Annotated in this window: 25 protein-coding genes; 9 read left to right on the forward strand and 16 right to left on the reverse strand. The window is 61.7% G+C overall.

Features of this window, described 5'->3' with window-relative positions; all coding sequences use genetic code 11:
* Position 1: 1 nt before the first annotated feature.
* The 6 genes from G3O01_RS24850 to G3O01_RS24875 form a co-directional block, all read right to left on the reverse strand.
* Complete coding sequence (locus G3O01_RS24850) at positions 2 to 400, reverse strand: helix-turn-helix transcriptional regulator (RefSeq protein WP_205808959.1); 399 nt, start codon at positions 398 to 400, stop codon at positions 2 to 4.
* Positions 401 to 838: 438 nt separating this feature from the next.
* On the reverse strand, positions 839 to 3133 hold the full coding sequence (locus tag G3O01_RS24855) for a sigma 54-interacting transcriptional regulator (RefSeq protein ID WP_205808976.1): 2295 nt from the start codon (positions 3131 to 3133) through the stop codon (positions 839 to 841).
* A gap of 164 nt (positions 3134 to 3297) precedes the next feature.
* The gene (locus G3O01_RS24860) at positions 3298 to 3945 is read right to left on the reverse strand and encodes a glutathione S-transferase (protein WP_205808978.1); all 648 of its coding nucleotides are present in this window, start codon (positions 3943 to 3945) and stop codon (positions 3298 to 3300) included.
* Between the two features lie 78 nt (positions 3946 to 4023).
* Complete coding sequence (locus G3O01_RS24865; RefSeq protein ID WP_205808980.1) at positions 4024 to 4770, reverse strand: glucose 1-dehydrogenase; 747 nt, start codon at positions 4768 to 4770, stop codon at positions 4024 to 4026.
* Positions 4771 to 4991: 221 nt separating this feature from the next.
* Entirely contained in the window at positions 4992 to 5489 is a 498-nt protein-coding gene (locus G3O01_RS24870; RefSeq protein WP_241024243.1) for a DUF4437 domain-containing protein, read from the reverse strand.
* Between the two features lie 63 nt (positions 5490 to 5552).
* Positions 5553 to 6257 (reverse strand): glutathione binding-like protein, encoded by a 705-nt coding sequence (locus tag G3O01_RS24875; protein WP_205808981.1) that lies wholly within the window; start codon positions 6255 to 6257, stop codon positions 5553 to 5555.
* A 236-nt stretch (positions 6258 to 6493) separates the two neighbouring features.
* Here G3O01_RS24875 and G3O01_RS24880 point away from each other — a divergent pair, with 236 nt between their 5' ends.
* Positions 6494 to 7111, forward strand: a complete 618-nt coding sequence (locus tag G3O01_RS24880) for a cysteine hydrolase family protein (RefSeq protein WP_241024244.1) — start codon at positions 6494 to 6496, stop codon at positions 7109 to 7111.
* 113 nt (positions 7112 to 7224) lie between these two features.
* On the opposite strand, the gene G3O01_RS24885 is transcribed toward G3O01_RS24880, so the two are convergent.
* Together G3O01_RS24885 and dld are read right to left on the reverse strand one after the other, a co-directional pair.
* Positions 7225 to 8130: a LysR family transcriptional regulator gene (locus tag G3O01_RS24885; RefSeq protein ID WP_205808983.1), complete on the reverse strand. Its 906-nt coding sequence runs from the start codon at positions 8128 to 8130 to the stop codon at positions 7225 to 7227.
* 200 nt (positions 8131 to 8330) lie between these two features.
* The gene (dld, locus tag G3O01_RS24890) at positions 8331 to 10073 is read right to left on the reverse strand and encodes a D-lactate dehydrogenase (protein WP_205808985.1); all 1743 of its coding nucleotides are present in this window, start codon (positions 10071 to 10073) and stop codon (positions 8331 to 8333) included.
* A gap of 138 nt (positions 10074 to 10211) precedes the next feature.
* Between dld and G3O01_RS24895 the strand changes: the two genes are divergently transcribed.
* Both G3O01_RS24895 and G3O01_RS24900 read left to right on the forward strand, forming a co-directional pair.
* Complete coding sequence (locus G3O01_RS24895) at positions 10212 to 11111, forward strand: LysR family transcriptional regulator (RefSeq protein WP_205808987.1); 900 nt, start codon at positions 10212 to 10214, stop codon at positions 11109 to 11111.
* A gap of 154 nt (positions 11112 to 11265) precedes the next feature.
* Complete coding sequence (locus G3O01_RS24900; RefSeq protein WP_205808989.1) at positions 11266 to 11754, forward strand: cache domain-containing protein; 489 nt, start codon at positions 11266 to 11268, stop codon at positions 11752 to 11754.
* Between the two features lie 51 nt (positions 11755 to 11805).
* Here the strand turns inward: G3O01_RS24900 and G3O01_RS24905 are convergent, their stop codons facing one another.
* The 6 genes from G3O01_RS24905 to G3O01_RS24930 all read right to left on the reverse strand — a co-directional run bounded on the left by G3O01_RS24905 (position 11806) and on the right by G3O01_RS24930 (position 16758).
* A complete protein-coding gene (locus G3O01_RS24905; protein ID WP_205808991.1) occupies positions 11806 to 12552 on the reverse strand; it encodes an SDR family oxidoreductase in 747 nt (248 codons plus the stop codon).
* 36 nt (positions 12553 to 12588) lie between these two features.
* Entirely contained in the window at positions 12589 to 13455 is an 867-nt protein-coding gene (locus G3O01_RS24910) for an alpha/beta hydrolase (protein ID WP_205808993.1), read from the reverse strand.
* Positions 13456 to 13905: 450 nt separating this feature from the next.
* Positions 13906 to 14250 carry a BON domain-containing protein gene (locus G3O01_RS24915; RefSeq protein WP_205809210.1) on the reverse strand — a complete coding sequence of 115 codons (345 nt, stop codon included), beginning with the start codon at positions 14248 to 14250 and terminating at the stop codon, positions 13906 to 13908.
* Between the two features lie 144 nt (positions 14251 to 14394).
* The gene (locus G3O01_RS24920; protein WP_205808995.1) at positions 14395 to 14793 is read right to left on the reverse strand and encodes a DUF427 domain-containing protein; all 399 of its coding nucleotides are present in this window, start codon (positions 14791 to 14793) and stop codon (positions 14395 to 14397) included.
* A gap of 16 nt (positions 14794 to 14809) precedes the next feature.
* The gene (locus G3O01_RS24925; protein ID WP_205808997.1) at positions 14810 to 15955 is read right to left on the reverse strand and encodes an alkene reductase; all 1146 of its coding nucleotides are present in this window, start codon (positions 15953 to 15955) and stop codon (positions 14810 to 14812) included.
* A gap of 56 nt (positions 15956 to 16011) precedes the next feature.
* On the reverse strand, positions 16012 to 16758 hold the full coding sequence (locus tag G3O01_RS24930; protein WP_205808999.1) for an SDR family oxidoreductase: 747 nt from the start codon (positions 16756 to 16758) through the stop codon (positions 16012 to 16014).
* A gap of 205 nt (positions 16759 to 16963) precedes the next feature.
* On the opposite strand from G3O01_RS24930, the gene G3O01_RS24935 reads away from it, so the two are divergent.
* Positions 16964 to 17848 (forward strand): LysR family transcriptional regulator, encoded by an 885-nt coding sequence (locus tag G3O01_RS24935; protein ID WP_205809001.1) that lies wholly within the window; start codon positions 16964 to 16966, stop codon positions 17846 to 17848.
* 133 nt (positions 17849 to 17981) lie between these two features.
* Positions 17982 to 18914 (forward strand): LysR family transcriptional regulator, encoded by a 933-nt coding sequence (locus tag G3O01_RS24940; protein ID WP_205809003.1) that lies wholly within the window; start codon positions 17982 to 17984, stop codon positions 18912 to 18914.
* 78 nt (positions 18915 to 18992) lie between these two features.
* Here G3O01_RS24940 and G3O01_RS24945 read toward each other — a convergent pair whose 3' ends face one another.
* Positions 18993 to 20129: an alkene reductase gene (locus G3O01_RS24945; protein WP_205809005.1), complete on the reverse strand. Its 1137-nt coding sequence runs from the start codon at positions 20127 to 20129 to the stop codon at positions 18993 to 18995.
* Between the two features lie 213 nt (positions 20130 to 20342).
* Positions 20343 to 21458, reverse strand: a complete 1116-nt coding sequence (locus G3O01_RS24950) for a hypothetical protein (protein WP_205809007.1) — start codon at positions 21456 to 21458, stop codon at positions 20343 to 20345.
* Between the two features lie 282 nt (positions 21459 to 21740).
* Here G3O01_RS24950 and G3O01_RS24955 point away from each other — a divergent pair, with 282 nt between their 5' ends.
* From G3O01_RS24955 to G3O01_RS24970, 4 genes are all read left to right on the forward strand, one after another.
* Positions 21741 to 22613 (forward strand): transporter substrate-binding domain-containing protein, encoded by an 873-nt coding sequence (locus G3O01_RS24955; protein WP_205809009.1) that lies wholly within the window; start codon positions 21741 to 21743, stop codon positions 22611 to 22613.
* A 66-nt stretch (positions 22614 to 22679) separates the two neighbouring features.
* Positions 22680 to 24194, forward strand: a complete 1515-nt coding sequence (locus G3O01_RS24960) for an amino acid ABC transporter permease/ATP-binding protein (protein WP_205809011.1) — start codon at positions 22680 to 22682, stop codon at positions 24192 to 24194.
* Between the two features lie 8 nt (positions 24195 to 24202).
* On the forward strand, positions 24203 to 24886 hold the full coding sequence (locus tag G3O01_RS24965) for a GntR family transcriptional regulator (RefSeq protein ID WP_205809013.1): 684 nt from the start codon (positions 24203 to 24205) through the stop codon (positions 24884 to 24886).
* Between the two features lie 76 nt (positions 24887 to 24962).
* Entirely contained in the window at positions 24963 to 25802 is an 840-nt protein-coding gene (locus tag G3O01_RS24970) for a DUF1989 domain-containing protein (RefSeq protein WP_205809015.1), read from the forward strand.
* Positions 25803 to 25880 lie beyond the last annotated feature (78 nt).

A 25880-nucleotide genomic window follows, 5' to 3' on the forward strand; every position in this document is an offset into this window, starting at 1 on the left:
TTCACTTCCCGGCCAGCGCGCGATATTCCTGCGGCGCCATGCCATATGCGCGCCGGAACGCCCGCGTGAAAACGGACGCGCTCTTGAAGCCGACACCGAAGGCAATCTCGAGCACCAGCGCGTGCGGATAGCGGATGAGATCGTCGGCGGCGTGGCGCAGCCTCAGGTCGCGAATGTACGCGCCAAGGCCGCCTTCGCACTGGAACTGGCGATACAGCGTCGAGCGTGGAAGCTGCAGCGCGCTGAGCACGCGTTCGGGAGACAGTTCGTCGTCGCAGAGATGCGCGTGAACATAGCGCCGCACCTGGTTGACCATGGCTGTATGCGATTCGGCGGATGAGTCGACGGTCGGACCTCGCGACAGGCAGGCGACGTCAAAGGAGATAACGCAGTGGTCCATGCGGGATTGTTCTTTGCCGGAGCGTATCCGGAAGCTTTTTTGAGCTTTGCAGCCGCTTGCCTTGTTTGCGAGCGGGGGAGTCTCGTTCAACTGGCCCGTAGCCTGACGAGATCCGCGGTTCCGGAGGCGAGCGCCGTGCTTCTCTGGGGAAGCGATCGGTCGCCACCGACGTCTACAACAACAACAGCACGGCCTCTCAATGGGGTAAAGGGCGGATTGCCCGATCAGACGGACCCTTTGAGCAAGCGTTATGCCACACGGGCAAACCCCATCGCAGCGGGAAAACCCCCACGCGGGCGACCGGGAAGCTGGACGGTTTCGGCCGCTCGTTTTTTGCGTGTTGGACGATTTCGTCCATTTGCCGTGGAGAGCTAAGCCGATACGTCCATTTCGTCCACAGCGGCGGCGCGGCGAAAACGCAGCGGCGAAAACTATGCGCTATGCATTGTCGTGAGAAAGTGCGTGCCGCAGTTCGGCAAGCAGCGCGGCGGCGCTGGCAACCCGGCTGGTCGAATCCGTCGGCAACGCACGCAGGCCGCGCTCGAGCGTATCGATCGCTTCGCCGAGCCTGCCCGTCGAGCGAAGCAGTTCCGCGAGGTAACGCGCGGCGTCCGCCCGCGCGGGCACGGAACCGAACGCGAGCGCCGTCGACAGCGCCGCGCGCAGTCCCTGTTCCGCCGACGTCAGGTCGCCGAGCGCCCACTGCGCGCGCGCCCGCGTGACCAGCAGCTCGCCGAGATAGACGCGCTCCTGGCGGGCCAGCGTTTCATCGACGGCCGCGGCCAGCATCGCCTCGCAGGTTTGCGCGCGCCCGGCGCGCAGCAGCAGTTCGCCGTGCTGCCACGCCTTGAACGAATAGAACAGCGCACCGCCGTTGCAGACCACGTGATTGTCGAAGCCGTCGAGCATGACGGTTTCCGCTTCGTCCGAATGACCGCGCGCGCTGAGATGACACGCGCGCAGAATCTGGCCGATGCCGCGATAGAACGCGAAGCCGTTCGCGATCGATACCGATTCGAGTTCGCTCGCCAGATGGCCGAGCCGCTCCGCGTCATCGAACAGACACGCGAGCCACGACGCGCCCTGCAGATTGACGGCATGCGCCAGTGCGTGCGAACCCGGTTCGGAGGAGCGCTGGATCAGCATTTCCATCGCACGGCGCGCTTGTCCGAAGGCGCCGGCCTGATAGGCGGCGAGCCCTTCGAAGGTCAGTGCAAGGCTCGCGAGATCGATGCCCTGCGAGCCGGTGCGCATGTCGTTGCGCGCCACGCCGAGCAGTTCGCCGCGCGCGAGACAGGCGAGCGCTTCCTCGCTGTCGCCGAGCCAGAACAGCGTGTTGGTCATCGCTACGTGCGCTTCATCGAGCGACACGCGGTCGCGGCTGTTCTGTGCGCGCTGAAGCATGTCTTGCGCTGTCGCGCGCGCCTGCTTCAGCTGCAATGTCGTCAGTTGCGTCGTCCAGACGCCGAACTGGATCGCGGCGATTTCCGTCGGATCGCAGATGCCTTCGCCGATCGATAGTGCAGCCGCGTAACACGCTGTCGCTTCGGCGTAGAGCCAGCCGTGCACGCTGCGCAGGCTCATGCCGAGCAGCCGGTACGCATCGAATTGCAGGCGGCGCACCGCGTCCTGTTCGTGGCTCGCCTGCAGCACGTCGAGACAGCGGCGCAGCGGCGGAATGGCCTCGGCGAAATGCGATTCCTCGATCAGCGCGGTTGCGTGTTCGAGGCACTTGCGGGCTTCGCGATGATGTTCTTCGCGCGATTTCAGCCGGCGCTCGATAGTCTTGCGGCCCACGCCGAGCAGCGTGGCGGCGGCGCTCTTGTTGCCCGCCGTGCGTTCGAGCGCGCGGTCGATCAGCAGGTCTTCGGCAGCGGCGAGCTTGTCGCGGCCGTCGAGCTGCAACAGCATGTCGGCGAGATTCGCGCGCGAAATGGGGCCGCCGGCTTCGCTGGCGAGAAACGGTTCGAGCGTGTCGACGTCGACGAGAGTGCTTTCGGCCAGCACGCTCAACTGGCTGATCAGATTGCGCAACTGCCGGATATGACCGGGCCACGCATGCTGGCTGAGCCGACGCAGGGCCGCGGGTGAGAACTCCAGAATGCGCGCCTGTTGCGAAGCGAAATGCTCGACGAGCGCCGGGATATCTTCGACGCGCTGTTCGAGCCCCGGCACGGCCAGCACGAACACCGCGAGCCGGTAAAACAGGTCTTCGCGAAAACGTCCTTCGCGCGACAGTTCGCGCAGATCGCGGTGCGTTGCCGCGACGACGCGCCCTTCGAAACGCAGGTTGGTCGACGAGCCAATCGGACGGAAGGTGCGCGTTTCGAGTACGCGCAACAGTTTGGGCTGAAGCGCGAGCGGCAACTCGCCAATTTCATCGAGCAGCAGGGTGCCTTTGCCGACCTGCTGGAATAGTCCCTGACGGTTCTCCGCTGCGCCCGTGAACGCGCCCTTCACATGTCCGAACAGTTCCGACTCCACCAGATGCTCGGGAATCGCGCCGCAATTGACGTCGACGAACGGCTCGTCGTGACGCGAACTGCGCATATGCACGCGGCGCGCGACGAGTTCTTTACCGGAACCTGTCGGTCCGAAAATGAGCAAAGGGTGATCGGTTGGCGCGACGCGATCGATCAGCCGGACCAGTTGCCGAAACGCGGGCGCGGCGCCGATGAACGCGCCGGGATTGGTTTTGTTGTGGGCGAACGGAATGACCGGGGTAGCACGCATTCGAAAGTGGGCTCCAGATTGACCCGTGCATGGCGGGCGGCCTGTGCCCGCAGCAAAAGATGCAAGTATGCCGGTTGTCGGCGATCTGGTGCTTTCGAAATTAAACGTGGTGGCAGCGCGCGAATCCATCGCTGCGCGCTACCACCACGCGAGTGCGCAGTACGTCAGGCTTTCGCGGATGGACGCGCCGACACTTTCTCGTACCACGCGTGCAGTGCGTCGAATTCCGCCGGAATAGAGAGCTTCATGCCGCCCGCGGCGAAATCGATTGTCACCAGGGTGGTGATATCGGCTGCAGAGAATGCATCGCCTGCGACGAACGGAACCTGCTTCAGACGATCGTTGAAGTCCGCGAAGAAGTTGGCCACGCGCAGCTTGCTACGCTCGACGATCTCAGGAATCTGCTCATAAGCATGTGGACCCGACAGCGCGCGCCCCTTCAGGCCAGGCACCGCGTTTCGCACGCCTTCCATCACGGCCGCGAATCCATCGAGTTCTGCGCGTCGTTCCCACATCGCGATCAGCGCTTTCTGTTGTGGTGTCGTGCCGAGCAGAGCGGCCTTGCCGGGATACGCTTCTTCAACGTATCGCCAGATAGCCGGTACTTCGCCAATTGCCGTGCCGTCTTGCAGAACGAGCGCGGGAACCTGACGACGCGGATTGATTGCGATAAAGGCGTCGGAAAATTGCTCTTTCGCACCAAGGTCGACGGCTTTAGTCGTTAGCTCGATGCCTTTTTCGGCGAGAAAAATACGCACCCGGCGAGAATTCGGCGAGGCTTTCGATTCGAATAGCGTGAGATCGGTGCTCATGTTCTAGTCCAGTTCGATAATGAGTTTCTGTCTCGCCCTCGAGTCATCACGAATGAGGGCGAGCTTTGGCGTGCAGAGTCAGCCAGCAGTCTTGCCGCCGTCGACGGTCAGGATCTGCCCGGTGACGAACGCGGCGCCTTCGGCAGCGAGGTAAAGGACGGCTGCCGCAATGTCATCCGGCTTGCCGATGCGCGCGAGTGGCACCCTGGCGGCGAGCGCCGCCTTGTTTTCCGGCGTGCTGGTGAAACGGTCGAGCATGCCCGTATCGGTGGGTCCGGGCGCGACGGCATTCACGCGTACACCTGTCGATGCGACCTCGAGCGCGGCCGATTTCGTGATGCCTTCGACGGCGTGCTTGCTGCCCGCGTACACAGACGCGAACGCCGCGCCTTCATGTCCGTAAGTCGACGAGATATTGATGATGCTGCCCGCTCGCTGCGCCGTCATCACGCGCAGTTCATGCTTGAGACTGAGCAGCGTGCCGAGGACGTTGGTGTCGAACGTGTCGGCGTAACTGTCCGCCGTCTGCCCGACGATCGGGCCAGGGCGGCCTTCAGTACCCGCATTGTTGACGGCGACATCCAGCCTGCCGTAGCGGGCCACGGTCTGATCGACGAGATTGCGGACTTCTTCATCGTGGCGCACATCCGCCTTGACGAAGTGAGCATCTGTGCCGGCTTCGCGGAGTTCGGCTTCGAGCGCAGCGCCTTCCGCGGCGCGGCGGCCCGACACGACGAGGCGCGCGCCTGCACGTGCGAATGCAAATGCGGTTGCGCGGCCGATGCCCGTCAGGGCACCTGTAATCAGAACGACGGGTTGGTTCATTTGAGGCTCCTGTCAGATACGTTCACGACACTTCGTTTGTGTCGCGCTGCTCGGTGAGCATGACGGAGCCAACTTTAGGCTTCTTGAGCGGCGCTGAAAAAGACTTTCCAGGCTGGACGGCATGCCTGGCAGGCATGCTTGCGACGAAGTGAGCGGGATGCTCAAGCTCCAGTGCAACGGCGTCCTTACGTCCGTGCCCTTTCAGGTCGACTGGCGTCAATTCATTTGACGGGCAAATAATCAAACGCACCCTTCGATGTCACGAAGAAGATGCACTCGGTCTGCGAAATGCACTTCGTGACATGCTGCTCGCCACCCTTCTGGTACCAGTACGAGCCTGGTGGCAACGGGTGATCCTGCTTCGTGCCCGGAGGTTCATTGGCAACGACGCCGGCAATGACGACGCCATAGTAGGAGGAGGTGTGCGTGTGCACGCCGCTGGCTGTGCCACCCGGCATCTTGATGTAGTTGCTGTGGGCGCCGTTGGCCGGATCGCCCCAACCATTGGCGATCGTCAGGCCTTCCTTGTCCTGATAGAACTTCAGCTCGGTAACCGGAACGACTTTCGAGCTGTCGGCGTAGAGGTCCGGGTTTGCTCCGGCCGCGTTGGCGAGCGCGGGGATCGTGGCCATGATCGCGGCAGCAATCGCCATCCGCTTGACGTTATTCATTGAAAGCATCTTCAGTTCCTTTGAGTTGAATTTAAATAAGATCAGCATTGCGAAATTGATGATTGATAAAACGACGTAATAGAACGTGTCATACGTCTCGTCAGTAATGGCTCAGGCCGTTGACTTCTGCTGTGCGTATAACTTCGTGCGATGCTCATCTGTGAGCTGAGCGGGACGTACAGTTTCACCCAGCGCATACGCGCGTTTGACGGCAGGCCGTTCGGCGACGCGCGCGAGCCAACGCGCGACATTCGGAAAGTCATCCATCGCGATTCCCTGCGCGGCGTGTTGTGCCGCCCAAGGATAGATCGCCATATCCGCAATCGAGTATTCACCTGCGATGTACTCACGATCGTCCAGTCGTTTGTTCAGAACGCCGTAGAGGCGCTTCGCTTCCTTCGTGAAGCGATCGATTGCCAATGGAAGTTGTTCCGATGCATACGTACGGAAGAAGACCGTTTGCCCCAGAATCGGCCCGAGGCCGCCCACTTGCCAGAACAGCCACTGCAGGACTTCGATGCGATCCTTCGGCGTGGAAGGAATGAACTGACCGGTCTTCTCGGCGAGATGCAACAGAATGGCGCCGGATTCGAAAACCGATGCATCGAGTTGACGGTCCACGATGGCGGGCATGCGGTTGTTCGGCGAAATCTTTTCGAAGTCGCTGGTGAACTGCATCCCTTTGCCGATATCGACGGGATGCACCTGGTAAGTCACGCCGGATTCCTCGAGGAAGATGGCAACTTTCTGACCATTGGGCGTGGGCCAATAGTAAAAGTCGATGTCGGTAACGTTGTTGCTCGCTGCAATAGTCATGGAAATCTCGCTAGTGATACTCGTAATCACGCGGTTCGTGATTGATGCTGCGGAGTATGTGCGATCACCGGATTTCCAGAAACGAGCCAGACCAGAAAAGACCATTCTCGTATCGAGAACGCTCGCGTGGCCTATGAACGGCAGGCATCTTCGACATAGCCGGCTCATTCATCTCGTTACGCGAACGGTGCATTCTTTATTCGGGTCATTCCGGCCACGCGATGAATCGGTCAGTATTGCGTTCGTTGCAGTTACCAAAAATTTTTACCGTTCGAGGTAGTGGAAACATGACGAAACAAGCACTGATAGTGGTCGATATTCAGAACGATTACTTTGCAGGAGGAAAGTGGATACTCGACGGTGTCGATTCCGCCGCGGACAACGCACGCAAGATCATCGATTCAGCAAGAGCGAACGGCGATCTGATCGTGCATATCCGCCATGAAACGCTGTCAAAGGATGCAGCGTTCTTCGTGCCGGATACCGACGGTGCTCAACTCCATCCGAAGACCGCGAATCTGCCTGGCGAACTCGTGATCGTCAAACACCATATGAATCCGTTTCGCGAGACGGATCTGAAGAAGGTTCTCGATGCTCAAGGTATCGACACGGTCGTGGCAGTTGGAAATATGAGCCACATGTGCATCGACGCAGTGACCCGTGCTGCCGTGGATTTTGGCTACAGCACGACGGTGATCCACGATGCCTGCGCGACGCACGCGCTCGAATTCAACGGCGTAAATGTACCGTCAGTGCAGGTGCATGCGGCATTCATGGCAGCGCTGAGTTTCGGATACGCGAAAGTCGTTTCAGCCGCGGACTTCTTGAATTCCCAACGCCGGCGCGCGGATTGAAAAAGGCAACATGGGAGACCGCACGTTTGCCGTGCGGTCCAATCGTCCCTCTGGTTAAACGAGTAGAACTACAACGCCGCATCACGTGCGGCGTCGACCTCAGTGTTGGTCTGCTATGCGCGCCACAGGGAAGCCTTCGCCCTGAAGGTTTCGATTGCGAGGTCGAGGAATGCGCGCACTTTCCGATTGGCATGTCTGCCCTCGCGATGCAACACGTGCACAGGGAGTGTCGCGAGCTCATATTCCGGCAGTACGATGCGGAGCCGTCCTTCTGCCAGCTCGGATGAAATCTGACACGACAGCAGGCACACGATACCGATTCCCGACATCGCCGCTGTCATCGCGGAGTCGTTCGTCGTGGTGATCAGACGCGGCTGGATTGGCACGGCTACAGGCTTTCCGTCCACGCGAAAGCGCCACTGAGGAGACGGCGTTGAAGGCGTCGACTGGATCGCAACGTGAGACATGAGGTCACTGGGAGACCGCGGTTCGCCGTGTGCCTCCAGATAAGCGGGAGAGGCGCAGAGTACGCTGCGCACTTTGCCGATCGCGACGGCCTGAAGTGAAGAATCGGGCAATTCCCCGATACGAATCGCGACATCGACACCTTCGTCGACGAGGTTCACAGTTCGATCCATAAACCAGCAACTCACGTTCACAGCCGGATAGCGCGTCAAATATTCCTGAACGATGGGCGTGACATAGGTCTTGCCGAAGACGACGGGCGCCGTCACCGTCAGTTGGCCGCGCGGCGTGTTGTGTGCGCCGACCGCAGCCAGTTCCGCTGCCGCCACTTTCGCGAGGATGCTACGACAATCATCGAAGAATTTCTCCCCTGCGTCGGTCATCCTGACGATCCGCGTTGTGCGATTCAACAGGCGTACGCCGAGATGTGCTTCGAGTTCATTGATCAGGCGGCTGATAACAGACGGCGAGATTTTGAGCTTGCGTGCTGCAGAAGCGAAGCCTTCTGTTTCGACGACGGTCACGAACGTCGTCATTGCCTGAAGTCTGTCCATGTTCAAAGAGACTATCGTGAAAGGAAGAGACGGTGCGTGCAGTGCCGCATCCGGTATCACGGTGTATCGTCGACGTTTGCAACGTGCGACGATTGCCGCGCATGCAGATCACTTGACGACGAAGTGTAGTCACGCCTTGTGCTGGACAGAATCCCCCGGTGGGTCAATTCATACTTCGCGAAACAAGAACAATGAGGATGTCAGTTTGCTGCTTCGCGATACCTGAAGAATCGCGAAGTCTGTCCAATGCCGGGATTGAAGCAGTTGCACGGATCGAGCTTCTCGTAGAACTCCGCGAGCGCGGGTTTTGCATGGTAAAGGTGGCCAACGTTGTGCTCGGCGGGGTACTCTGCGCCGCGCCGATCCAGCAAGGTCCACATCCGATGTTCGACGTCGAGACAGTCGTGCCCCTTCTTCACGATATAGTCCTGGTGAAAGACGTGACACAGAAAGTGGCCGTAATACAGTTTGATTCCGATCGTGTCTTCGATATCGGCGGGCAGCGTTTCGACCCAGTCGCGATCGTTGCGGCGTAGCGCGATGTCGAGCGCGACGATGTCCTCCACTTCCTTCGCATGCACTGCGCGATAGCGAACGGCTGCACCTGCCGCCGCGAAGCGATGCAGAAAGGCCTTGTTGCCTTCATCGTCGGTACATTCGAAATAGCTTCCCGACGCCTTCGAGAAAAACCCTGAAAGATATTCACGGGTTTCGTCGGCGTTTTCCGCGGACACTTTCAGCATCAGATGATGCTCGTACCGATCGCGGAATGTTTTCATCCGCTGCGGCAGATGGCTCGGAAAGAGGCGGCTGGCGGCTTGCAAGACTCGGTCCGTGAAGTGAGACGGAAGAAAGCTGAACCGGTTGAACAACGCATCGAAGCGGCTCTTCAATGCAAACAATGCGGGAATGCGTGAAGTGCCCAGGTAGTGAATCGCGAGAAAGCTGTCCTTGCCGTACTTCTCGGCAACGTCGAATGCGTCGCGATGCAGGTATTCGCCGGAGATCGGCACCTGCGTGAACGACTGCAACGCGTGACGGCGGATTTCGGTGAGTTCATCGGGCTCGTTAGTGCCGATATAGAACACCTTCGCGTTCTTCTCGACGGGAAATGTGTCGAGCCGCACCGCAAACACCATCAGCTTGCCGGCCGAACCGGACGCTTCGTGAAGGCGCTGCGGATCGGCATTGAAACGCGCGGGCGTGTCGGCGTCGATGTCACGCACGTGGTTCGCGTAGTGTTGATCCGAGGCAGCGCCCGCGTCGTGCCGGATGTTGGCGTCCGTGAACGCACGCCGTTCGAGACGCTCGAGCATATCGACGGGCGCGCTGCTGCCCAGTTCGACGCCCAGATGATTCACGAGATTCAGCTTGCCGGCTGCATCGACTTGCGCGAACACGGCCATTTCCGTGTAGGCCGGGCCGCGCCGCACCAGCGCGCCTCCCGAGTTGTTGCACACGCCGCCGAAAACGGATGCGCCGATGCAACTCGATCCGATCACAGAATGCGGTTCGCGGCCAAGCGGCTTCAAGGTTTGTTCCAGTTGATCGAGCGTTGCGCCCGGCAGGCAAATCACCTGCCGCCCTTCATCGATCACATGCACCTTCTTCATCCGCACAGTGCTGACGATCACGACGTCGCGGTCGTAGTCGTTGCCATCCGGCGTCGAACCACCCGTGAGGCCCGTATTCGACGCCTGCGTGATCACGATCACGTTGGCGGCAATGCAGGCTTCGAGCACTTTCCACTGTTCGACCAGCGTGCCGGGCCGCACGACGGCCAGCGCATTGCCTTCGCCAAAGCGAAAACCGGTGCGGTAACGACGCGTTCGGGCGGCGTCCGTCAGCACCTGCTGTTTGCCGACGATCTGGCGCAGACTCGCCAGCAAGGTCTGTGCGGATGGGGCGGTGGTGACGAGGCCTGGTGCGGAAACGGCTGTCATGGTGCTCTCCGGGCAATATCGGGTTTGACGCGTGTCATGGCGGGTGTGGCGCCGTTGTGCATCGAATGGGTGGAAGCTTAGAGTCCGGTGTGCTATTAGTCCAATATCTCAAAGCCGCTAAATGAAGACGAAAAAGATATGGAACTGCGCCAGCTGCGTTACTTTCTTGCGGTTGCCGAACATCTGCATTTCACGGAAGCGGCGGCGCATCTCGGCATCGCACAGCCGCCGTTGAGCCAGCAGATCCTGAAGCTGGAGCGCGAGATCGGCACCGCGCTTTTTATCCGCCATCCGCGCCGGGTCGAGTTGACGGAAGCGGGGCGCCTGCTGCGTGAAAGCGCGCAGCGCATTATCGACGACGCGCAACAGGCGCTCGTCGAAGCACAAAATGCGGGGCGCGGCGAGACCGGCCGGCTGTCGCTGGGGTTTGCCGGCTCGACGGTGTTTCATCCCGCCGTCGCGTCGACGATGCAGCAGTTTCGCCACACGTATGAGCGCGTCGCGGTCAGTTGTGAGGAGAGCAATAGCGTCGCCTTGCTCGACAAGGTCGGCGGCCGTCAGATCGACGCGGCGCTTGTGCGCATGCCGTTGCATTGCCGCGATCTCGTGGTCGAAATGCTCGTGGATGAAGACATGCTTGCCGTGTTGCCCGACGGCCATCGGTTGAGCCGGCGGCGGCGCGTCGATCTCGCGGATCTGGCCAGCGATCCGTTCATCATCTTTCCGCGTGCGATCGGCCCGAATCTTTACGATTCGATTATCGGCGCCTGTCATGCAGCCGGTTTTGCGCCTTCGATCAGCATGGAATCGCCGCAGATTTCATCGGCGGCCAATCTGGTTTCTGCAGGGTTCGGCGTTGCTGTCGTGCCGTCTTCGATGCGGCAGGTGCAGGTCGAAGGTGTGTCGTATCACGAGCTTCAGGGTAAGCCGCTGGCGACGGGCATCGCGCTGATACATCGGCAACGCGAGAAGTCACCCGCCGTGCTGAACTTTGTCAGGATCGTGCGACAGTATCGGGCGGCTGCGCGGCGTGGTTGACCGCTTGCTGAGGCGCCCCACGAGCGGCATCGGCTTGAAATTGCAATCCACCCATTCGATGCGGGAAAACGAGTCTACCAGGCTGCGCTTCGTGCACTAGTCTTCTGCATACGAAGCGGGTGCGGCACGTCATTCACAGGCGGGAGATCGCGCGATGAACTGCAAGGCTCTCTTTACAAGTGTCCTGTTGCTGGGCGGATTGTGGTTCCTCGTGTCGCCTGCATTTCCCCAGTCATTTCCTCCGGCGTCGGAGACGACCAGGCAAACCGAAGCGCTGGTCGGCAAGGCTGCGGCGTTGATCGACGGTAAAGGCAAGGCTGCGTTCGCGGAGTTCAGGGTCAAAGGCAGCGAATGGCTGCACGGGGACACCTACGTCTTCGTCTACGACCTGAAGGCAAACGTCTTGTTGAATCCGGCGTTCCCAGCCCGCGAGGGGACTAACGTCAGCGGGCAGAAAGATTCGAACGGAAAGGCGTTTCACGACGCCATGATCGAGACGGCCAGAACGAAAGGGTCGGGCTGGGTCGACTACATGTTCCTGAGACCAGGGCAGACCCAGCCGTCACACAAATGGACCTACGTGAAGGCAGTGACGATCGACGGCGTTCCGGGCCTCGTGGGTTCGGGCTTCTATTCTGATTAGCGCGAGGCTCGCGGCAACCACTCCTGAGCGGCAGCCTGCGAGCCTGCTAGTTCAGAGCTTCGATCCTCCGTCGACGCGCAATGTGTCGCCCGTCACCCAGCGCGCGTCGTCCGAAGCGAGGAACACGGCGGCGCCCGCGATATCGTCGGGCTGCGCAACGCGCTTGAGCGCCTGCATGCCCAGCGTGAAATCGCGGCCGGCATCCGTCTTCGCGAAGTTCGACATATCCGTTTCGACGACGCCCGGCGCGATCGCATTGACGCGAATGCCGCGTTCGCCGAGCGCGGATGCGAAGTGGCGCACGAGCGTATCGACCGCGCCTTTGGTGGCCGCATATGCGGACAGATTGTTGACGGACGCGCGCGCCGCGAGCGACGACAGCAGCACGACACTGCTTCCGTCGCCGAGCACGGGCAACAGTTGCTGCACGAGGAAGAACGGTGCGCGCACGTTGACGGCGAACAGATTGTCGAAGTCCTCGACGGTGGTTTCTTCGATCGGCGCGGCCTTCGAAATGCCCGCGTTGGCCACGAGCACATCGAGACGCTCGCCTATCAGCGACCGCACGCGCTTCGCCAGTTCGTGCGGACCGTTTGCATTGCGCAGATCGGCGGCGACCTTGTCGGCCTGTCCGCCTGCCGCACGAATCGTCTCGACGACGTCGTCGGCGGCCTGTTCCGCGCTGCTGTAGTGGACCAGCACGCGCGCACCTGCGCGTGCCATCGCGATGGCCATGGCACGGCCGATGCCGCGGGATGCGCCCGTCACGAGGGCGGTCTTGCCTGTCAGGTTAGTCATGATGTGATTCCGCTGGATATCGGTTGAAAGCGTGCTTTACGCGAGCGAAGCGTCGGCTTCGGAGAGAAACTGGTGGACGTGCGCGACGAAGCGCTGCGGGTACTGGTACAGCGAACCGTGGTTGGCGTCCGGATAGATGACCAGTTGCGCGTTCGGAATGTGCTGCTGCAGGATCCACGAGTTGATCGAGTAGATGATCACGTCGTTGTCGCCGTTGACGACGAGCGTCGGCTGCTTCAGCGTGTCGAGGTAGTCGTACGGGTTTGCGCGCGGCGCGCCCCATTTCGCGAGTGCGGCGAGCTGTGCGGGCGCCACCTTGTCGTTGGCTTCCGGGTCGCGGTTTTCGGTGCGCAGACGAAAGCGTTCGACGAAACCGCGTCCGGCTGCCTGGCTCGCTTCGGACGGCGCGAAGTGCACGCGCAGCCACAGGTCATCGGGGTGCGCATACGATGCACCGAAGATTTCCTGCGCTTCCGGCGTGAGTGTCTCCATGCCTTCGCCGCTGCGCGGACCCGTACCTACGAGGATCACCTTGCGCACCAGCTGCGGCTTCGCGATGGCGAGTTGCTGCGCGATCAGGCCGCCCATTGAAAAGCCGAGCACGTCGACCTGTGCCAGTCCGAGCGCTTCGATGAATGCCGCGGCATTGGCTGCCATTTCTTCGATCGACTCCGGCACGGCGCCCGAACTGCTGGAAATGCCGGCGTTGTTGAACAGGATCACTTCGCGGTTTTGCGCGAGGCCGTCGGTGACGGCGGGATCCCAGTGGTCCATCGTGCCCGTGAAGTGAATGTTCATCACGAGCGGCACGCCGTTCGCATTGCCGAAGCGGCGATACGCGAAACGGATGCCGTTGGCTTCGACGAACTGGGTCGGGGCGGTCTGGTGAGTGTGGCGGGTCATGGCAATGTCCTTTGTCGATACGTGGCGGTCGAGCGCGGCGAGATATAGCTGAAACGTATGGGGCGAGCCTGAGTGACTTTGCTGGTCGGGGTCGTCTGCATTTCGTATCGCGCCGTCTTGTGGAGTAATGTAGACGCCACGCCGATTGAGGAAAAAGACTTTGTAGGCTGTGAGGCATGCTTGAAAAGCATGGGATGGGCAGTTCGACGACTGTTCAGGTCCATGTTCGAACGTCGCGTCGGTCGCTCGATCGCGCACGTGTCATCGCGCCGGACGGTGCGTTAGTCCGGCCTCTCGTGTCGTCGTCGATGGGGAATCGTGGCGTCGCAAGGAATGAACCCTGCATGGATTAACCGTTCAGGGACGGTTCACCCTCGTGGCACATTCGCGTGAGCGGTGGAAAGGGTCAGGCGTTCGCGCGCTCTTCTTCTGCGTCACGTGTCAAACAGATCATTGAGGCTTGACGTGCAGATCGTTGCTCACGGATTGCACCCCCGCCACAGCGCGGGTCATGGCCAGGGCTTTCTGAATTTGTGCCTCTGAATCCACGTAACCCGAGAGCTGCACGACGCCCCGATAGGTCGCGATGCTCACCGGCAGCGGCCTTAGCTCCGGGTCCGCTACGAGCGCCTGCTTCACCCTGGCGGCAAGTTCGGCATCGCCAGTGGAGATATTCCCCGGCGTTGACACGGCCTGGGTCTGCGTCGACTTGCAGCCGTTGATGAACATGAACGCGGGGAACACGAATGCCGCGACGATCAGCAAACGGCCTCTGATGTATGGCGTGTCTCGCATATCGGTTGTCACATCCTGATTCGTGAATGGCCAGCGTCATTCAGTTGACTCAGGATGTATCCATGTGGGCCCTCCCGAGGTCCACCATGATATCGCAGGGGCATGGAATGGCGATTGAGCCGTCCGTCCGCTCGTACCGATTCCTTATCCGAGTTCTTCGATCGAATCGACACGGTCCGGGTAAAACGCGAGATGCTCGCGAATCGGTTCGACAGCGGCATACGTCGACTCGTACGTCCAGATGGCATTGACGCTGCGCTCGCCGCCCGACGGGATCGAGAAGTATGCGGCGTCGCCTTTGTATGGGCAGTACGTCGAATGCTGGGTGCGTTCGAGTTGTGCCATATCGACATCTTTTCTCGGGATATAAAACACGGGCGGATAGTGCGCTTCACGCAACGTCAGCGCTTCGCGCGTGTCCGCGATGACGCGCCCCGCGACCGTGACGACGACGCGCGACGGATTGCGCTCGATCGTAATCGGATGATCGGGGCCGGGAATCTTCACGGTCTTCGTCGGGGTTGGTGTGTTGCTGGTCGACATGTCGGTGCTCCTTGAATCAGATGGCTTGATCGCTCGACGCTTCAGCGGCAACGTCATCGCGCGCTTCGTCGTAAGCGGGGAAGTCGATGTATGCGCGTTCGTCGCCGCCCCAGAAGGCGTCGCGCTGATACGGCGTCAGCGGCAGGTCATGACGAAGCCGCTCGGGCAGATCGGGATTCGACGAGAACCAGCGGCCGAATGCGACGAGATCGGCGTCGCCGCGTTGCAGGATCTGTTCTGCGCCCGCACGGTCGAAACCGCCCGCGGCGATGATCGGGCCGTTGAAAATCTTGCGCAAAAACGAAGACGCGACAGGCGGCTGACCTTCGACAAGCGTTTCCGTGCCCATCACGCGCGGCTCGATTACGTGCAGATAGGCAAGGTCGTAGGCATTCAGGCGCTCGGCCAGGTAACCGAAAGTCGCTTCGGGGTTGCTGTCGGAAATCGCGCCCCAGCGGCCGCTTGGCGACACGCGCACGCCGACGCGATCGGCACCCCATACGGAAGCGAACGCCTCGACCAGTTCGAGCGAAAAGCGCGCGCGTTTTTCGATCGTGCCGCCATAGGCGTCGGTGCGCCTGTTGGTGCCGTCCTGCAGGAACGTGTCGGCGAGATAGCCGTTCGCGTTGTGCAACTCGACACCATCGAAGCCCGCTGCTTTCGCCCGCTTGGCCGCGAGCCGGAACGATTCGACGATAGTGGGGATTTCGTCAGTCTCCAGTGCGCGATGCGGCGAATTCGGCACCCAGCCGTTCTGCGTGAACACGACGGTTTCGTACGGCACGACGGATGGCGCGATAGGCGCATTGCCCCAGCTCAGATCGACGTGCGACTGGCGGCCGTCGTGCGCAATTTGCATGAAAATTCGCGCGCCTTGCGCATGCACGGCGTCGGTGATCTTTTTCCAGGCTTCGGTGTGCGCGTCGGTATAGATGCCCGGCGCGCCGAGATAGCCGCGGCTGTCGTACGAAGGATGCGCGCTTTCCGTAATCAGCAGGCCGCCTTGCGACGCGCGCTGCCGGTAGTATTCGACCATCATGGCGCTCGGGCTGTCGTCGGCGTCGGAGCGCAGGCGCGTCATGGGTGCATGGACGATTCGATGCGAAAGGTTCAGCGGACCGATATTGGTCGGGGAGAACAACTTCAAATTCTTGTCAGTCATTTTGGATGCCTTATTAATAGTTATAGCCAGGATACGTTGCGCTTTTCCTGCAATGTCTAGAGTTTCGATCCGCCGTCCACGCGCAGCGTGTCGCCTGTTATCCAGCCTGCCTTCGCGGATGCCAGAAACGTCACGGCATGTGCGATGTCGTCGGGCTGCGCGACGCGCTTCAACGCTTGCAGACTCAACGTGTAAGCAGCGCCTTCTTCGGTGCTTGCAAAGCTCGACATGTCGGTGGCGACCACGCCCGGTGCGATCGCATTCACCCGCACGCCGCGCGCGCCTAGCGTCAGCGCCAGATGCCGCACGAGCGTATCGATCGCGCCCTTGGTCGCGGCATACGCGGCCAGTTCGCCAACGGACGCACGCGCAGCCAGTGACGACAGCAGCACGACACTGCTGCCCTTGCACAGCATCGGCAGGAGTTGCTGGACGAGGAAGAATGGCGCGCGCACGTTGACGGCAACGAGATCGTCGAAGTCGGCGAGTGTCGTCTCTTCGATGCTCGCGGCCTTTGCGATGCCTGCGTTCGCGACGAGCACGTCCAGCCTTCCGCCGACAATCGCGCGCACGCGCTCGGCGAGCAGATGCGGACCGCGGGCGGCGCGCAGATCGGCGGCGATCTTTTGTGCGCGCCCGCCGCTCGCGATGATTGCGGCGACGGTCGAATCGGCGGCCGCGTCATTGCTGCTGTAGTGCACGAGCACCTGTGCGCCGGCGCGTCCGAGCGCGAGCGCGGTGGCGCGGCCGATGCCGCGCGATGCGCCCGTGACAAGCGCTGTTTTTCCAGCAAGATCGTTCATGGCGTAGCTCCGTTCTGACGAATCGGTGAGACTGTTGGCGATAACATGCAGGCATGGCTGTCGAACTGTCGCGCCGGCTTCCTGTTTGCGCGATGTGCGTGCTGGAAGCTAATCTAGCGTTCGCTTGCACAAAGGAAAAAGACTTTGTAGGCTTGCGGGCATGCTCAATAGGCATGCCTCGCATGAGCGTGAATCAGGGGAAAGCATGGAGTTACGTCATCTGCGGTATTTCGTTGCCGTCGCCGAAACGGGCAGCCTCACGGTTGCCGCCGAGCAGCGGCTTTTCACGTCGCAGCCTTCGTTGAGCCGCCAGATTCGCGATCTCGAAGACGAGGTCGGCGCGGAACTGTTCAGCCGCAGCGCGCGCGGCGTCGAACTGACGCCATCCGGCAAGGCGTTCCTCGATCACGCGCGCCTCGCGCTCGCGCAGGTCGATGCCGCCATCGAAGCCGCGCGCCGCGCGTCGCATCCCGCCAAACAGGTGTTCGCGCTCGGTTTTCTGACGGGGCAGGAAATGACGTGGTTGCCGCGCGCGATGCAGGTGTTGCGCGACGAACTGTTGAATATCGATGTGACGGTGTCGAGCGGCTATTCGCCCGATCTCGCCGACGCAGTCGCGCGCGGCAAGCTCGATCTCGCATTCGTGCGTTGCGAGCCGGGCCTTGATCTGGACTACCGCGTCGTTTACCGCGAGAAGCTGATCGTGCTGATGCCGAGCGATCATCCGCTGACCGCGAAGCAGGCGATCCATCCTTCGGACCTGCAAGGCGAGACCTTCATCATGGCGTCGAACAAGGCGCGCGTGCTGCACGACGTGGTTGCGCGCTATCTGAAGGAGCACGGGCTCGATCCGAAGTCCGAGCATGGCGTCGACAATCTCGCGATGGCCATGTCGCTCGTCGCTTCGACGCGCGGGCTTTCGCTGATGCCGGAGTACGCCAACAATCTGCTGCCGTGGTCGGTGGTCAGTCGCCCGCTCGAGGGCGTTGCGCCCACCGTCGATCTCGCAATCGGCTACAGTCGGTCGAACGCGTCGCCGGTGCTGAAGCTGTTCCTGTCGCGAGCAGACGAACTGGTGGACGTGCACTGAGCGCGCGCAACGGCGAAGCGGGCTTTGCGATGCGCGTGTCATCTCGCTGGAACCTGTTGGAACGGTTGTCATATATTTGCGGAATCTGCCGGGTGTCGCCCGGCCACGCGTTGCACGCGACAGGAGTCAGCGAATGGACCGCCTTGCGGCGATCGAAATCTTCATCCGCGTCGTCGATACAGGCTCGTTCTCGGCGGCGGCGCGACACTTCGATATCGGCCAGCCGGCTGCATCGAAAGCGGTCGCGCAGCTCGAGGAATGGCTCGGCGTGAAGCTGCTGCTGCGCTCGACGCGCGCGCTCACGCCGACGGAAGCCGGCCAGAACTTTTACCAGCGCGCCCGGCGCGCCGTCGAAGAAGCGGACGAAGCCGTGCTTGCCGCGCGAGGCACGGCGGCGGGACTGACCGGCAAGCTGCGGGTGTCGGCGGCCGTCTGCTTTGCGCGGCTGCACATCGTGCCGCGCCTGCCCGCGTTTCTCGAACAGCATCCCGACCTCGATCTCGAACTCGTGCTCGACGATCGCAATATCGATCTCGTCGAAGAGGGCATCGACGTGGCCTTGCGCATGGGCGAACTGGCGGACTCGAACATGACGGCGCGGCGCATAGCCATCGCGCGCCGGCGTGTGCTCGCGACGCCCGCTTACTTCGAACGGCACGGCATGCCCGGCGCACCCGCCGAGCTGCTTGCCCATCGTGCCGTCGTCTATACGCGGGATACCGGCGGCGGCGAGGACTGGACCTTTCGCCGTGACTCGGCGGAGTTGTCCGTGCAATTGCAGGGCCGCGTCAGAATCTCCGCGACTGAAGGTCTACGTGCGGCGGTCTTCGCGGATATGGGACTTGCGGTCGCATCGGAATGGGCGTTCTGGCCCGAACTGAAATCGGGCGCTGTCGTGTCCGTGATGGATGACTGGATGCTGCCGGCTGTGCCCTTGTCCGCCGTTTATCCGACGGGACGGCAAGCCAGCAGCAAGGCGCGTCAGTTCACTGCGTTTGTCGAAGAATGTCTCGCGCCCGAGTTCGCGCCGGAACGGCTGATTAGCGACGGATCTCGGGCCGCGTGACGTATCGGTTTCGAACGCATGATGGCTCGTATGGCGAGCGAACCGATAGCGTCGACGGCATCAACGATGTGAGACGGTTCAGGCGTTTTCAGTTTCGGTCTGTCGCACGTTTTCCAGCCCTTGCGACGCTTCATACGTGAGGAAGTCCGAGTAGTCCGCTTCCGTGCCGCCCCAGAACGCTGCGCGCACATACGGCGTGAGCGGCAGGTCGTGCTTCAGCCGATACGGCAGATCCGGGTTCGACGAGAAGTGCCGGCCAAACGCGACGAGATCGGCATCGCCTGATTCGACGATCGCGTGCGCGCTCTCGCGATCGAACCCGCCCGCAGCGATGATCGGCCCCGAGAAATGTTCGCGCAGATACGTCGTCGCGACGGCCGGATGATCGTGATGCAGCGTGTCGTCGCCTTTGACGCGCGGTTCGATCACGTGCAGATAGGCGATGCCGTACGAATCGAGCACTCGCGCCACGTAGCTGAACGTGACTTCAGGGTCGCTGTCGGAAACGCCGCCCCATTCTCCCGACGGCGAGATGCGCACGCCGACGCGGTCCGCGCCCCACACGGAGATCAATGCTTCGAGCGTTTCGCGCAGAAAGCGCACGCGGTTTTCGAGCGGGCCGCCGTATGCATCCGTGCGCTGGTTGGTGCCGTCCTGGATGAACTGATCGACGAGATAGCCGTTCGCCGCGTGCAGTTCGACGCCGTCGAAGCCTGCGTCCTTCGCTCGCTGCGCGGCGGCGCGGAAGTCCTCGACGATAGCGGGAATCTCCTCGATGCCGAGCGCGCGATGCGGCGACGCCGGAACGAAGCCGTCCTTCGTCAGCGCGACGCCGTCGAACGGCACGACGGAAGGCGCGACCGGGTCACCGCCGCCCGTCATCTCGACGTGACTCTGACGGCCGCCATGAATCAGTTGCAGGAACACGAGTCCGCCTTTTGCGTGCACGGCTTCCGTAATGGACCGCCAGCCGTCCATCTGGCCGTCGTGATAGATACTCGCTGCGCCGAGATACGAGCGTGCCTGCACCGAGACGCTCGCGGCTTCGACGATTTCCAGCCCGCCTTCCGACGCGCGCTGTCCGTAGAAGTCGGCCATCATCGGGCTGGGGATGTCGTCGGGCTGGATGGTGCGCAGACGGGTCATCGGCGCGAGCACGACGCGATGTGAAAGTGCGTATGCACCGATCCGGATGGGTTTGAACAGGCTGGCCATGATCTTTCCTTGAATGAGGGGGCAGCGTCGGGGATTCGAAGCTCTCGCGATTGCGTTGAGGTGCAATGTATCCATTCCAGATCAGCGCGGGAACTGGCTGAACGGGATAGGGCTCATTCCGGATCGGGATGGGTGGAACGTCCGGCGTCGAGCGGAGCGCGCGACGGCGGTCGCTCCGGGATAGCGACGAACGCGGTGCGTAGACAGGAAGCGTTAATGCTGCCGGAAGAGGTCCTTGTTGACGGACAGGCGGAAAGAGTTCGCCGTTTCCGTCTGCGCTTCGGCCTGGGCTGGCGCTAGCGCGATCTGGGCCGCTGGCGCGGGCGGCACGGCCACGGCGGCTTCACGTATCACGGCAGTTGTCGGCGCGCTCCTTGCCGGCGGTCGCGGCGCGAGCGGCTCGCGCGGCGCGCGTTCGTCACGGGCAGCGACTTCGTCGCAAGACTTGAGCGAGCCGCAGGACGTGTTTTTGGCCACCTTCGGATTGGGCTGTCGATCCTTCTGCGCGGCTGGCGCAGTGCGGACTTGTGCCGTAGTCGTGGTGGCCGGCGTTTTCGCATTCGCGGTCGCGGTCGAAGCTAGCGCCGTCGTTTTCGGCGCCTCGCGGACGGGTGCTGCCGTAGTTGCTGTCGTGGCCGTGGTCGTTGTCGTTGTCGTTGCTTCGGCGCGTCTGGCAACGGCCTTCGGCAGCGCGGGCGATGGATTCGCATTCGGCCGTGCTACAGGCGGCTGAGCGGGCGCGTTCCGGGCAATCGTCGTGCTCGGGCTCGCGACATCGCTGGCAGGCGTGGCTAGCGCCGCTGTCTCGGGTACCGCAACAGAAACCGGCGGGTTATCGACCGGCGCGGGCGGCACCTGCGCAATGTCCACCGCAGGCTGGCTGGGCACCGCCGGAGCATGCTCTTGCTTCTCCACATGCGGCTTGTCCGCGCTCACGAAATGACGCAGCCGGCTTTGCACCGCTTCCCGCTGCGTCAGCGTCGCATACGTCCCGAACGCGATCACGAAGCCGAACAGAACGGTCGCCACACCTGCGCTGAGACTCCAGTCGGGCGTGCCACCTTCGCTGACGGAACCGAGTTGCTTTGGCCTCGATTGCACGCGCACGAGAGTCAGGGGACGGGTGACATCCGCTTTCCGCTTCGACCGTTTCGAGGGTTTTTCAGGCGCATGCGACACATCCGCCGCATCGTCCGCTTCGGGCGTAGCAGGGCTGGTCGAAGCGCGCTCATCGAGCGGCTGCTCCGGCGTGTCCTGCTGCGCCGCGTCGTCGTTCGCGATGTCGAGTGGCTCGCGCGACGTCAACGGCCGCTTGTCATCGATGCCCATATCCCGTCTCCCCGTCCCGCGCGAAGGCAGGCGCCGTGCGTTCTTCTGATTGACCGCCAGGTGATCGACGCCACCTCGGCGCGTTGCGCGATGCCGTCCGTTCTATAGGCGATATGTCGACGACGCGCTCACTCGATAATTTTTCCGTATCGGCGCGGATTCGTATGTGGGTATCTGCACAAACATCGCGCATAGAAAAAACGCTTGCATTCGTTTTATTGTTCAACAATAGTTTGTACATTGTTGAACAATTTAACCGACCACCCCGACGAGCGAGACCTAATGAAAGCCCACCTTTTCCCGAAGTCGGCCCTCTCGGGCCTGTCGCGCATGATCAAAATCGCCGCCGCGATCGCGCCGCTATTTGCCGCGACGCACGCGGATCTCGCCGCTGCGGCCGGCACTGTTACGCCCGAGCGTCTGCAGATCGGCGCGGACCTGACGTATCCGCCATACGACTTTCTCGACAACGGCGCGCCCGCCGGCTTCGATCCCGCTTTCATGGGCAAGCTCGCCACGCATCTGAAGCTCAAGCCGTCGTTTGTCGACACGCGTTTCGCGAATCTGATTCTCGGCGTCAATGCGAACCGCTTCGACGTGATTGCGTCGGCGCTGTACGTGACGCCCGAGCGCGCGAAGCAGATCGACTTTCTGCCGTATCTGAAGACGGGCGGATCGCTGCTCGCACTGAGCGGCACGGGTTTCGCGCCGAAGACGCCGGAAGACCTGTGCGGCAAGCGCGTGAGTTCGATCAAGGGCGCATCGTGGATTCCGAAGCTCAACGATGTATCCAGTAAGGTCTGCGCGCCGGCCGGTCGCGGCGCAATCGATGTGCGCGAGTTCGAGACTTCGCCGGAAGCGGCGCAAGCGGTGCTGTCGCATGCCGTCGATGCGCAATTCGAAGATTCCGCCGTCGCGCAGATGACGGCGGACAAACTCGGCGGCCGCGTGGCGATTACATCGACGGCGCAGCTGTATCCCGTGGTGATCGGTCTTGGCGTGAAGAAGGGCAACGACGCGTTGCTGTCGCAACTGAAGACGGCGTTGGCATCGATGAAAACGTCGGGCGAGTACGCGGCGCTGCTCAAGCAATACAACGTCGCCGAGCCGACCGGCAGCGATATCGCGCTCGCGCTGGGAAGCGCGCAGAAGTAACCCAGCGTCTTCGCATTGTCATTGCCACGCGCGCCTTGCATCGCGGCGAACGGGAAGGGGAACACCATGTTGTTCGATTGGCACTACGCGGCGTCGCTACTCGTCGACGCCGCATTCTGGAAGGCTGCATGGCTCGTCGTCGAACTGAGTGTGGCGACGTGGCTGATCGGTATCGTCGCCGGCTTCGCGCTGGCGCTCGGCAAGCAATCGACGATGATGCCGTTGCGCGCGGCTTGCGGCGCGTATATCTGGCTCTTTCGCAGCTTGCCGCTGCTGGTGCTGCTGATCTTCGTCTACAACCTGCCGCAAGTGTTGCCGTGGTCGGGCGGCGTGCTGTCCGATCCGTTTTGGGCCGGGCTGATCGCGCTGTCGATCAGCGAAAGCGCGTATATCGCGGAGATTCATCGTGGCGGGCTGCTTGGGCTTAACAAGGGACAACTCGAAGCGGGCCGCGCGCTTGGTATCGGCTTTGTCGGGCTGCAACGTCTGATCGTGCTGCCGCAGGCATTTCGCGTTGCGCTGCCTTCGTTGATCAACGAGTACATCACGATCGTCAAGCTGACTTCGCTGGTGTCGGTGATCTCGCTGGCGGAGATTCTGCTGGTGGGCGAGCGGCTCTACACGCAGAACTTCAAGGTGCTGGAGACGATGCTCGCCGTGTCGTTCTATTACGTGCTGATCGTCACGGTGTTCGGCCATCTGCTGAAGATGCTCGAAAAGCGGCTCGATGTGACGCGCCGCAAGCATGCGGTGATGATCGACGTTGCTGTGCAAGCGGATGCATCGGATAGCGCCGTGTCGACTGCCGCAGCACGCGGTGATGGGCGCGCGCTGGAAGCCGTCGGTATTCGCAAGCGCTATGGGCAGCATGAAGTGCTCAAGGGTATCGACCTGACCGTGAAAGCGGGCGAAGTCGTGTCGATCATCGGACCGTCCGGGTCGGGCAAGACGTCGCTGATCCGCACGCTGAACGGTCTCGAAACACTCGACGATGGCGTCGTGCGGCTGCATGGCAATGCGTTCCTGCACGCGGCGCATCGCGGCCATGGCAATGCGCGGCACAGCGATTACATGCGCGGCATTCTCGACATCGGCATGGTGTTCCAGAGCTTCAATCTGTTTCCGCACAAGACAGTGCTGCAAAACGTGACGCTCGCGCCGCGTTATCACAACCGTCTGAAGGGCAGCGAACTCGACGAATCCGGCATGCGCATTCTTGCAAAGGTTGGCATGGCAGCGCATGCGCACAAGTATCCGCACCAGTTGTCGGGCGGACAGCAGCAGCGTGTGGCGATTGCGCGTGCGCTTGCGATGCAGCCTTCCATCGTGCTGTTCGACGAGCCGACTTCGGCGCTCGACCCCGAACTCGTGCAGGAAGTGCTGAAAGTGATCGAGCAGCTGGCGCGCGACGGCATGACGATGATCATCGTCACGCACGAAATCAAATTCGCGTTCCGTATCTCCGATCGCGTGATTTTCATGGAAGGCGGTACGATACTCAGCGATGGTCCTCCACTGGAACTGGCGAAGCAGAAGACTTCGCGCATCGCCAGTTTTCTACAAGACGTTCATATCGCCTGAGCTAACGAATGACAACAGTACGCACGTCCGCCGAATCCAAGCCGGCCTCGCCCGCTGCCGAGGCCGATCAGTCCGTGACCGACCGTATCCTGACGACGATTCGCGACGAGATCATCGAAGGCAAGCTGCTGCCCGGCACGGCGCTGGTCGAAAACGATCTGACGCAACTGCACGATGTGTCGCGCAACACGTTGCGCGAAGCATTGCGGCTGTTGTGCCGTGAAGGGCTCGCCGTGCATTACCGGCATCGCGGCGTGATCGTGCGCACGCTTACGCGTCACGACGTGCGCGACATCTACCGTGTGCGGCGCACACTCGAACTGCAGGCGCTGGCGCGCGAAGCACCGATAGAAGACGACGATCTCGCGTTGATGCGCGAAGCGATCCGCTGCGCGCAGGAAGCTGTCGAACGCGAAGACTGGCGCGCCGTCGGCACGTATAGCCTGCTGTTTCACAGGCATATCGTGCGCCTGCTGGATAGCGCATTGTTCGACGCGTTCTTTACGACGATCCTCGCGCAGCTACGTCTGGTGTTTGCATCCGCACCCGACGAGAAGCGTTTTCAGAAGCCGTGGGTCATGAAGGATCAGAAGATTTTCGCGCTGATCGAACGCGGCAATCTGGACAAGGCGCAAGCGGCGCTTGCCGACTATCTGACCGAGTCCGAGCACGCAATGCTCGACTATCTGTAGACCATCTCGCGGCCGGCCGTATCGAATGGCGCCACGAGAGCGTGGACACGCCGGCCGCATCATCAAGGAGCGACTCATGTTGAACTACCCCGCCGCCTATCAATCGACCAAGGGCTCGGCGCTCGACGTCGACAAGGCTTTCTATCGACGCATTGCGGAAGAGCGCGATAGCCGCGAACTGATCGAATCGATCGTGGTTCCGATCCGTTCGGGGCAGGCGTGGACCGTGCCTGCGGGACACGTCTTCCGTATCGTGACGATAGAAGGGCCGCAGGTGGCGGACTTCAACATGTGGAATCTGCACAATCCACGCGAGCGGATGTGGGCGTCGCGCACGCGCCAGTTGCAGGCTGCGCACGTGAGCACGTTCGACCGCATCTGGTCGACACTGCCGTTCCTGCGCCCGATGGTGACGATCACCGACGACACGCTCGCGGACTATGGCATCGATGAACACGGCGGCCGCGTGCACGATCTGCTTGGCACACGCTGCGATCCGTACGTAAACCGCATGCTGACGGGCGAAGATTTCCACTTCCATTGCCATTCGAATCTCACGCGTGCGGTCGCGCCGTATGGTCTGACCGAGTACGACGTGCATGACGTGCTCAACGTGTTTCAATGCACGGGTCTCAATCTCGAAGACAAGTACTTCATGAAGGCATGCCCGGCGAAGAAGGGCGACTATCTGGAGTTCTTCGCGGAGATCGATTTGTTGTGCGCGCTATCCACTTGCCCCGGCGGCGATCTTTCGCTGCCGATGTGGGGACCGGATGCGCGAGACCCGCTCGAAGTGTGCCGACCGCTGGGCATCGAAATCTATCGGCTTGCGCCGGCAGTGCTCGAAGGCTGGTCGACACCGCCGGTCGCTGCGTACAAAGGACAGCATGGTTTGACGCTCGGCGAACACAGTTAAGCAGCCCGCCCGATGCTTCTTATCGGGGCAGCGGATTTTTGATTACCGTTGACAACGGAAAATTCGGCGCTTTAGACT

The sequence above is a fragment of the Burkholderia sp. Ac-20365 genome (assembly GCF_017104715.1).
Classification (GTDB): domain Bacteria; phylum Pseudomonadota; class Gammaproteobacteria; order Burkholderiales; family Burkholderiaceae; genus Paraburkholderia.

Excerpts from the sequence above, each read along its gene's own strand:
- dld (WP_205808985.1), bottom strand. The coding sequence starts at position 10,073 with ATGACAGCCGTTTCCGCACCAGGCCTCGTCACCACCGCCCCATCCGCA.
- G3O01_RS24935 (WP_205809001.1), top strand. The coding sequence starts at position 16,964 with ATGGAGTTACGTCATCTGCGGTATTTCGTTGCCGTCGCCGAAACGGGC.
- G3O01_RS24895 (WP_205808987.1), top strand. The coding sequence starts at position 10,212 with ATGGAACTGCGCCAGCTGCGTTACTTTCTTGCGGTTGCCGAACATCTG.
- G3O01_RS24870 (WP_241024243.1), bottom strand. The coding sequence starts at position 5,489 with ATGCTGATCTTATTTAAATTCAACTCAAAGGAACTGAAGATGCTTTCA.
- G3O01_RS24940 (WP_205809003.1), top strand. The coding sequence starts at position 17,982 with ATGGACCGCCTTGCGGCGATCGAAATCTTCATCCGCGTCGTCGATACA.
- G3O01_RS24920 (WP_205808995.1), bottom strand. The coding sequence starts at position 14,793 with ATGTCGACCAGCAACACACCAACCCCGACGAAGACCGTGAAGATTCCC.
- G3O01_RS24965 (WP_205809013.1), top strand. The coding sequence starts at position 24,203 with ATGACAACAGTACGCACGTCCGCCGAATCCAAGCCGGCCTCGCCCGCT.
- G3O01_RS24900 (WP_205808989.1), top strand. The coding sequence starts at position 11,266 with ATGAACTGCAAGGCTCTCTTTACAAGTGTCCTGTTGCTGGGCGGATTG.
- G3O01_RS24910 (WP_205808993.1), bottom strand. The coding sequence starts at position 13,455 with ATGACCCGCCACACTCACCAGACCGCCCCGACCCAGTTCGTCGAAGCC.
- G3O01_RS24875 (WP_205808981.1), bottom strand. The coding sequence starts at position 6,257 with ATGACTATTGCAGCGAGCAACAACGTTACCGACATCGACTTTTACTAT.
- G3O01_RS24945 (WP_205809005.1), bottom strand. The coding sequence starts at position 20,129 with ATGGCCAGCCTGTTCAAACCCATCCGGATCGGTGCATACGCACTTTCA.
- G3O01_RS24960 (WP_205809011.1), top strand. The coding sequence starts at position 22,680 with ATGTTGTTCGATTGGCACTACGCGGCGTCGCTACTCGTCGACGCCGCA.
- G3O01_RS24905 (WP_205808991.1), bottom strand. The coding sequence starts at position 12,552 with ATGACTAACCTGACAGGCAAGACCGCCCTCGTGACGGGCGCATCCCGC.
- G3O01_RS24850 (WP_205808959.1), bottom strand. The coding sequence starts at position 400 with ATGGACCACTGCGTTATCTCCTTTGACGTCGCCTGCCTGTCGCGAGGT.
- G3O01_RS24885 (WP_205808983.1), bottom strand. The coding sequence starts at position 8,130 with ATGGACAGACTTCAGGCAATGACGACGTTCGTGACCGTCGTCGAAACA.
- G3O01_RS24855 (WP_205808976.1), bottom strand. The coding sequence starts at position 3,133 with ATGCGTGCTACCCCGGTCATTCCGTTCGCCCACAACAAAACCAATCCC.
- G3O01_RS24950 (WP_205809007.1), bottom strand. The coding sequence starts at position 21,458 with ATGGGCATCGATGACAAGCGGCCGTTGACGTCGCGCGAGCCACTCGAC.
- G3O01_RS24955 (WP_205809009.1), top strand. The coding sequence starts at position 21,741 with ATGAAAGCCCACCTTTTCCCGAAGTCGGCCCTCTCGGGCCTGTCGCGC.
- G3O01_RS24930 (WP_205808999.1), bottom strand. The coding sequence starts at position 16,758 with ATGAACGATCTTGCTGGAAAAACAGCGCTTGTCACGGGCGCATCGCGC.
- G3O01_RS24925 (WP_205808997.1), bottom strand. The coding sequence starts at position 15,955 with ATGACTGACAAGAATTTGAAGTTGTTCTCCCCGACCAATATCGGTCCG.
- G3O01_RS24915 (WP_205809210.1), bottom strand. The coding sequence starts at position 14,250 with ATGCGAGACACGCCATACATCAGAGGCCGTTTGCTGATCGTCGCGGCA.
- G3O01_RS24865 (WP_205808980.1), bottom strand. The coding sequence starts at position 4,770 with ATGAACCAACCCGTCGTTCTGATTACAGGTGCCCTGACGGGCATCGGC.
- G3O01_RS24970 (WP_205809015.1), top strand. The coding sequence starts at position 24,963 with ATGTTGAACTACCCCGCCGCCTATCAATCGACCAAGGGCTCGGCGCTC.
- G3O01_RS24860 (WP_205808978.1), bottom strand. The coding sequence starts at position 3,945 with ATGAGCACCGATCTCACGCTATTCGAATCGAAAGCCTCGCCGAATTCT.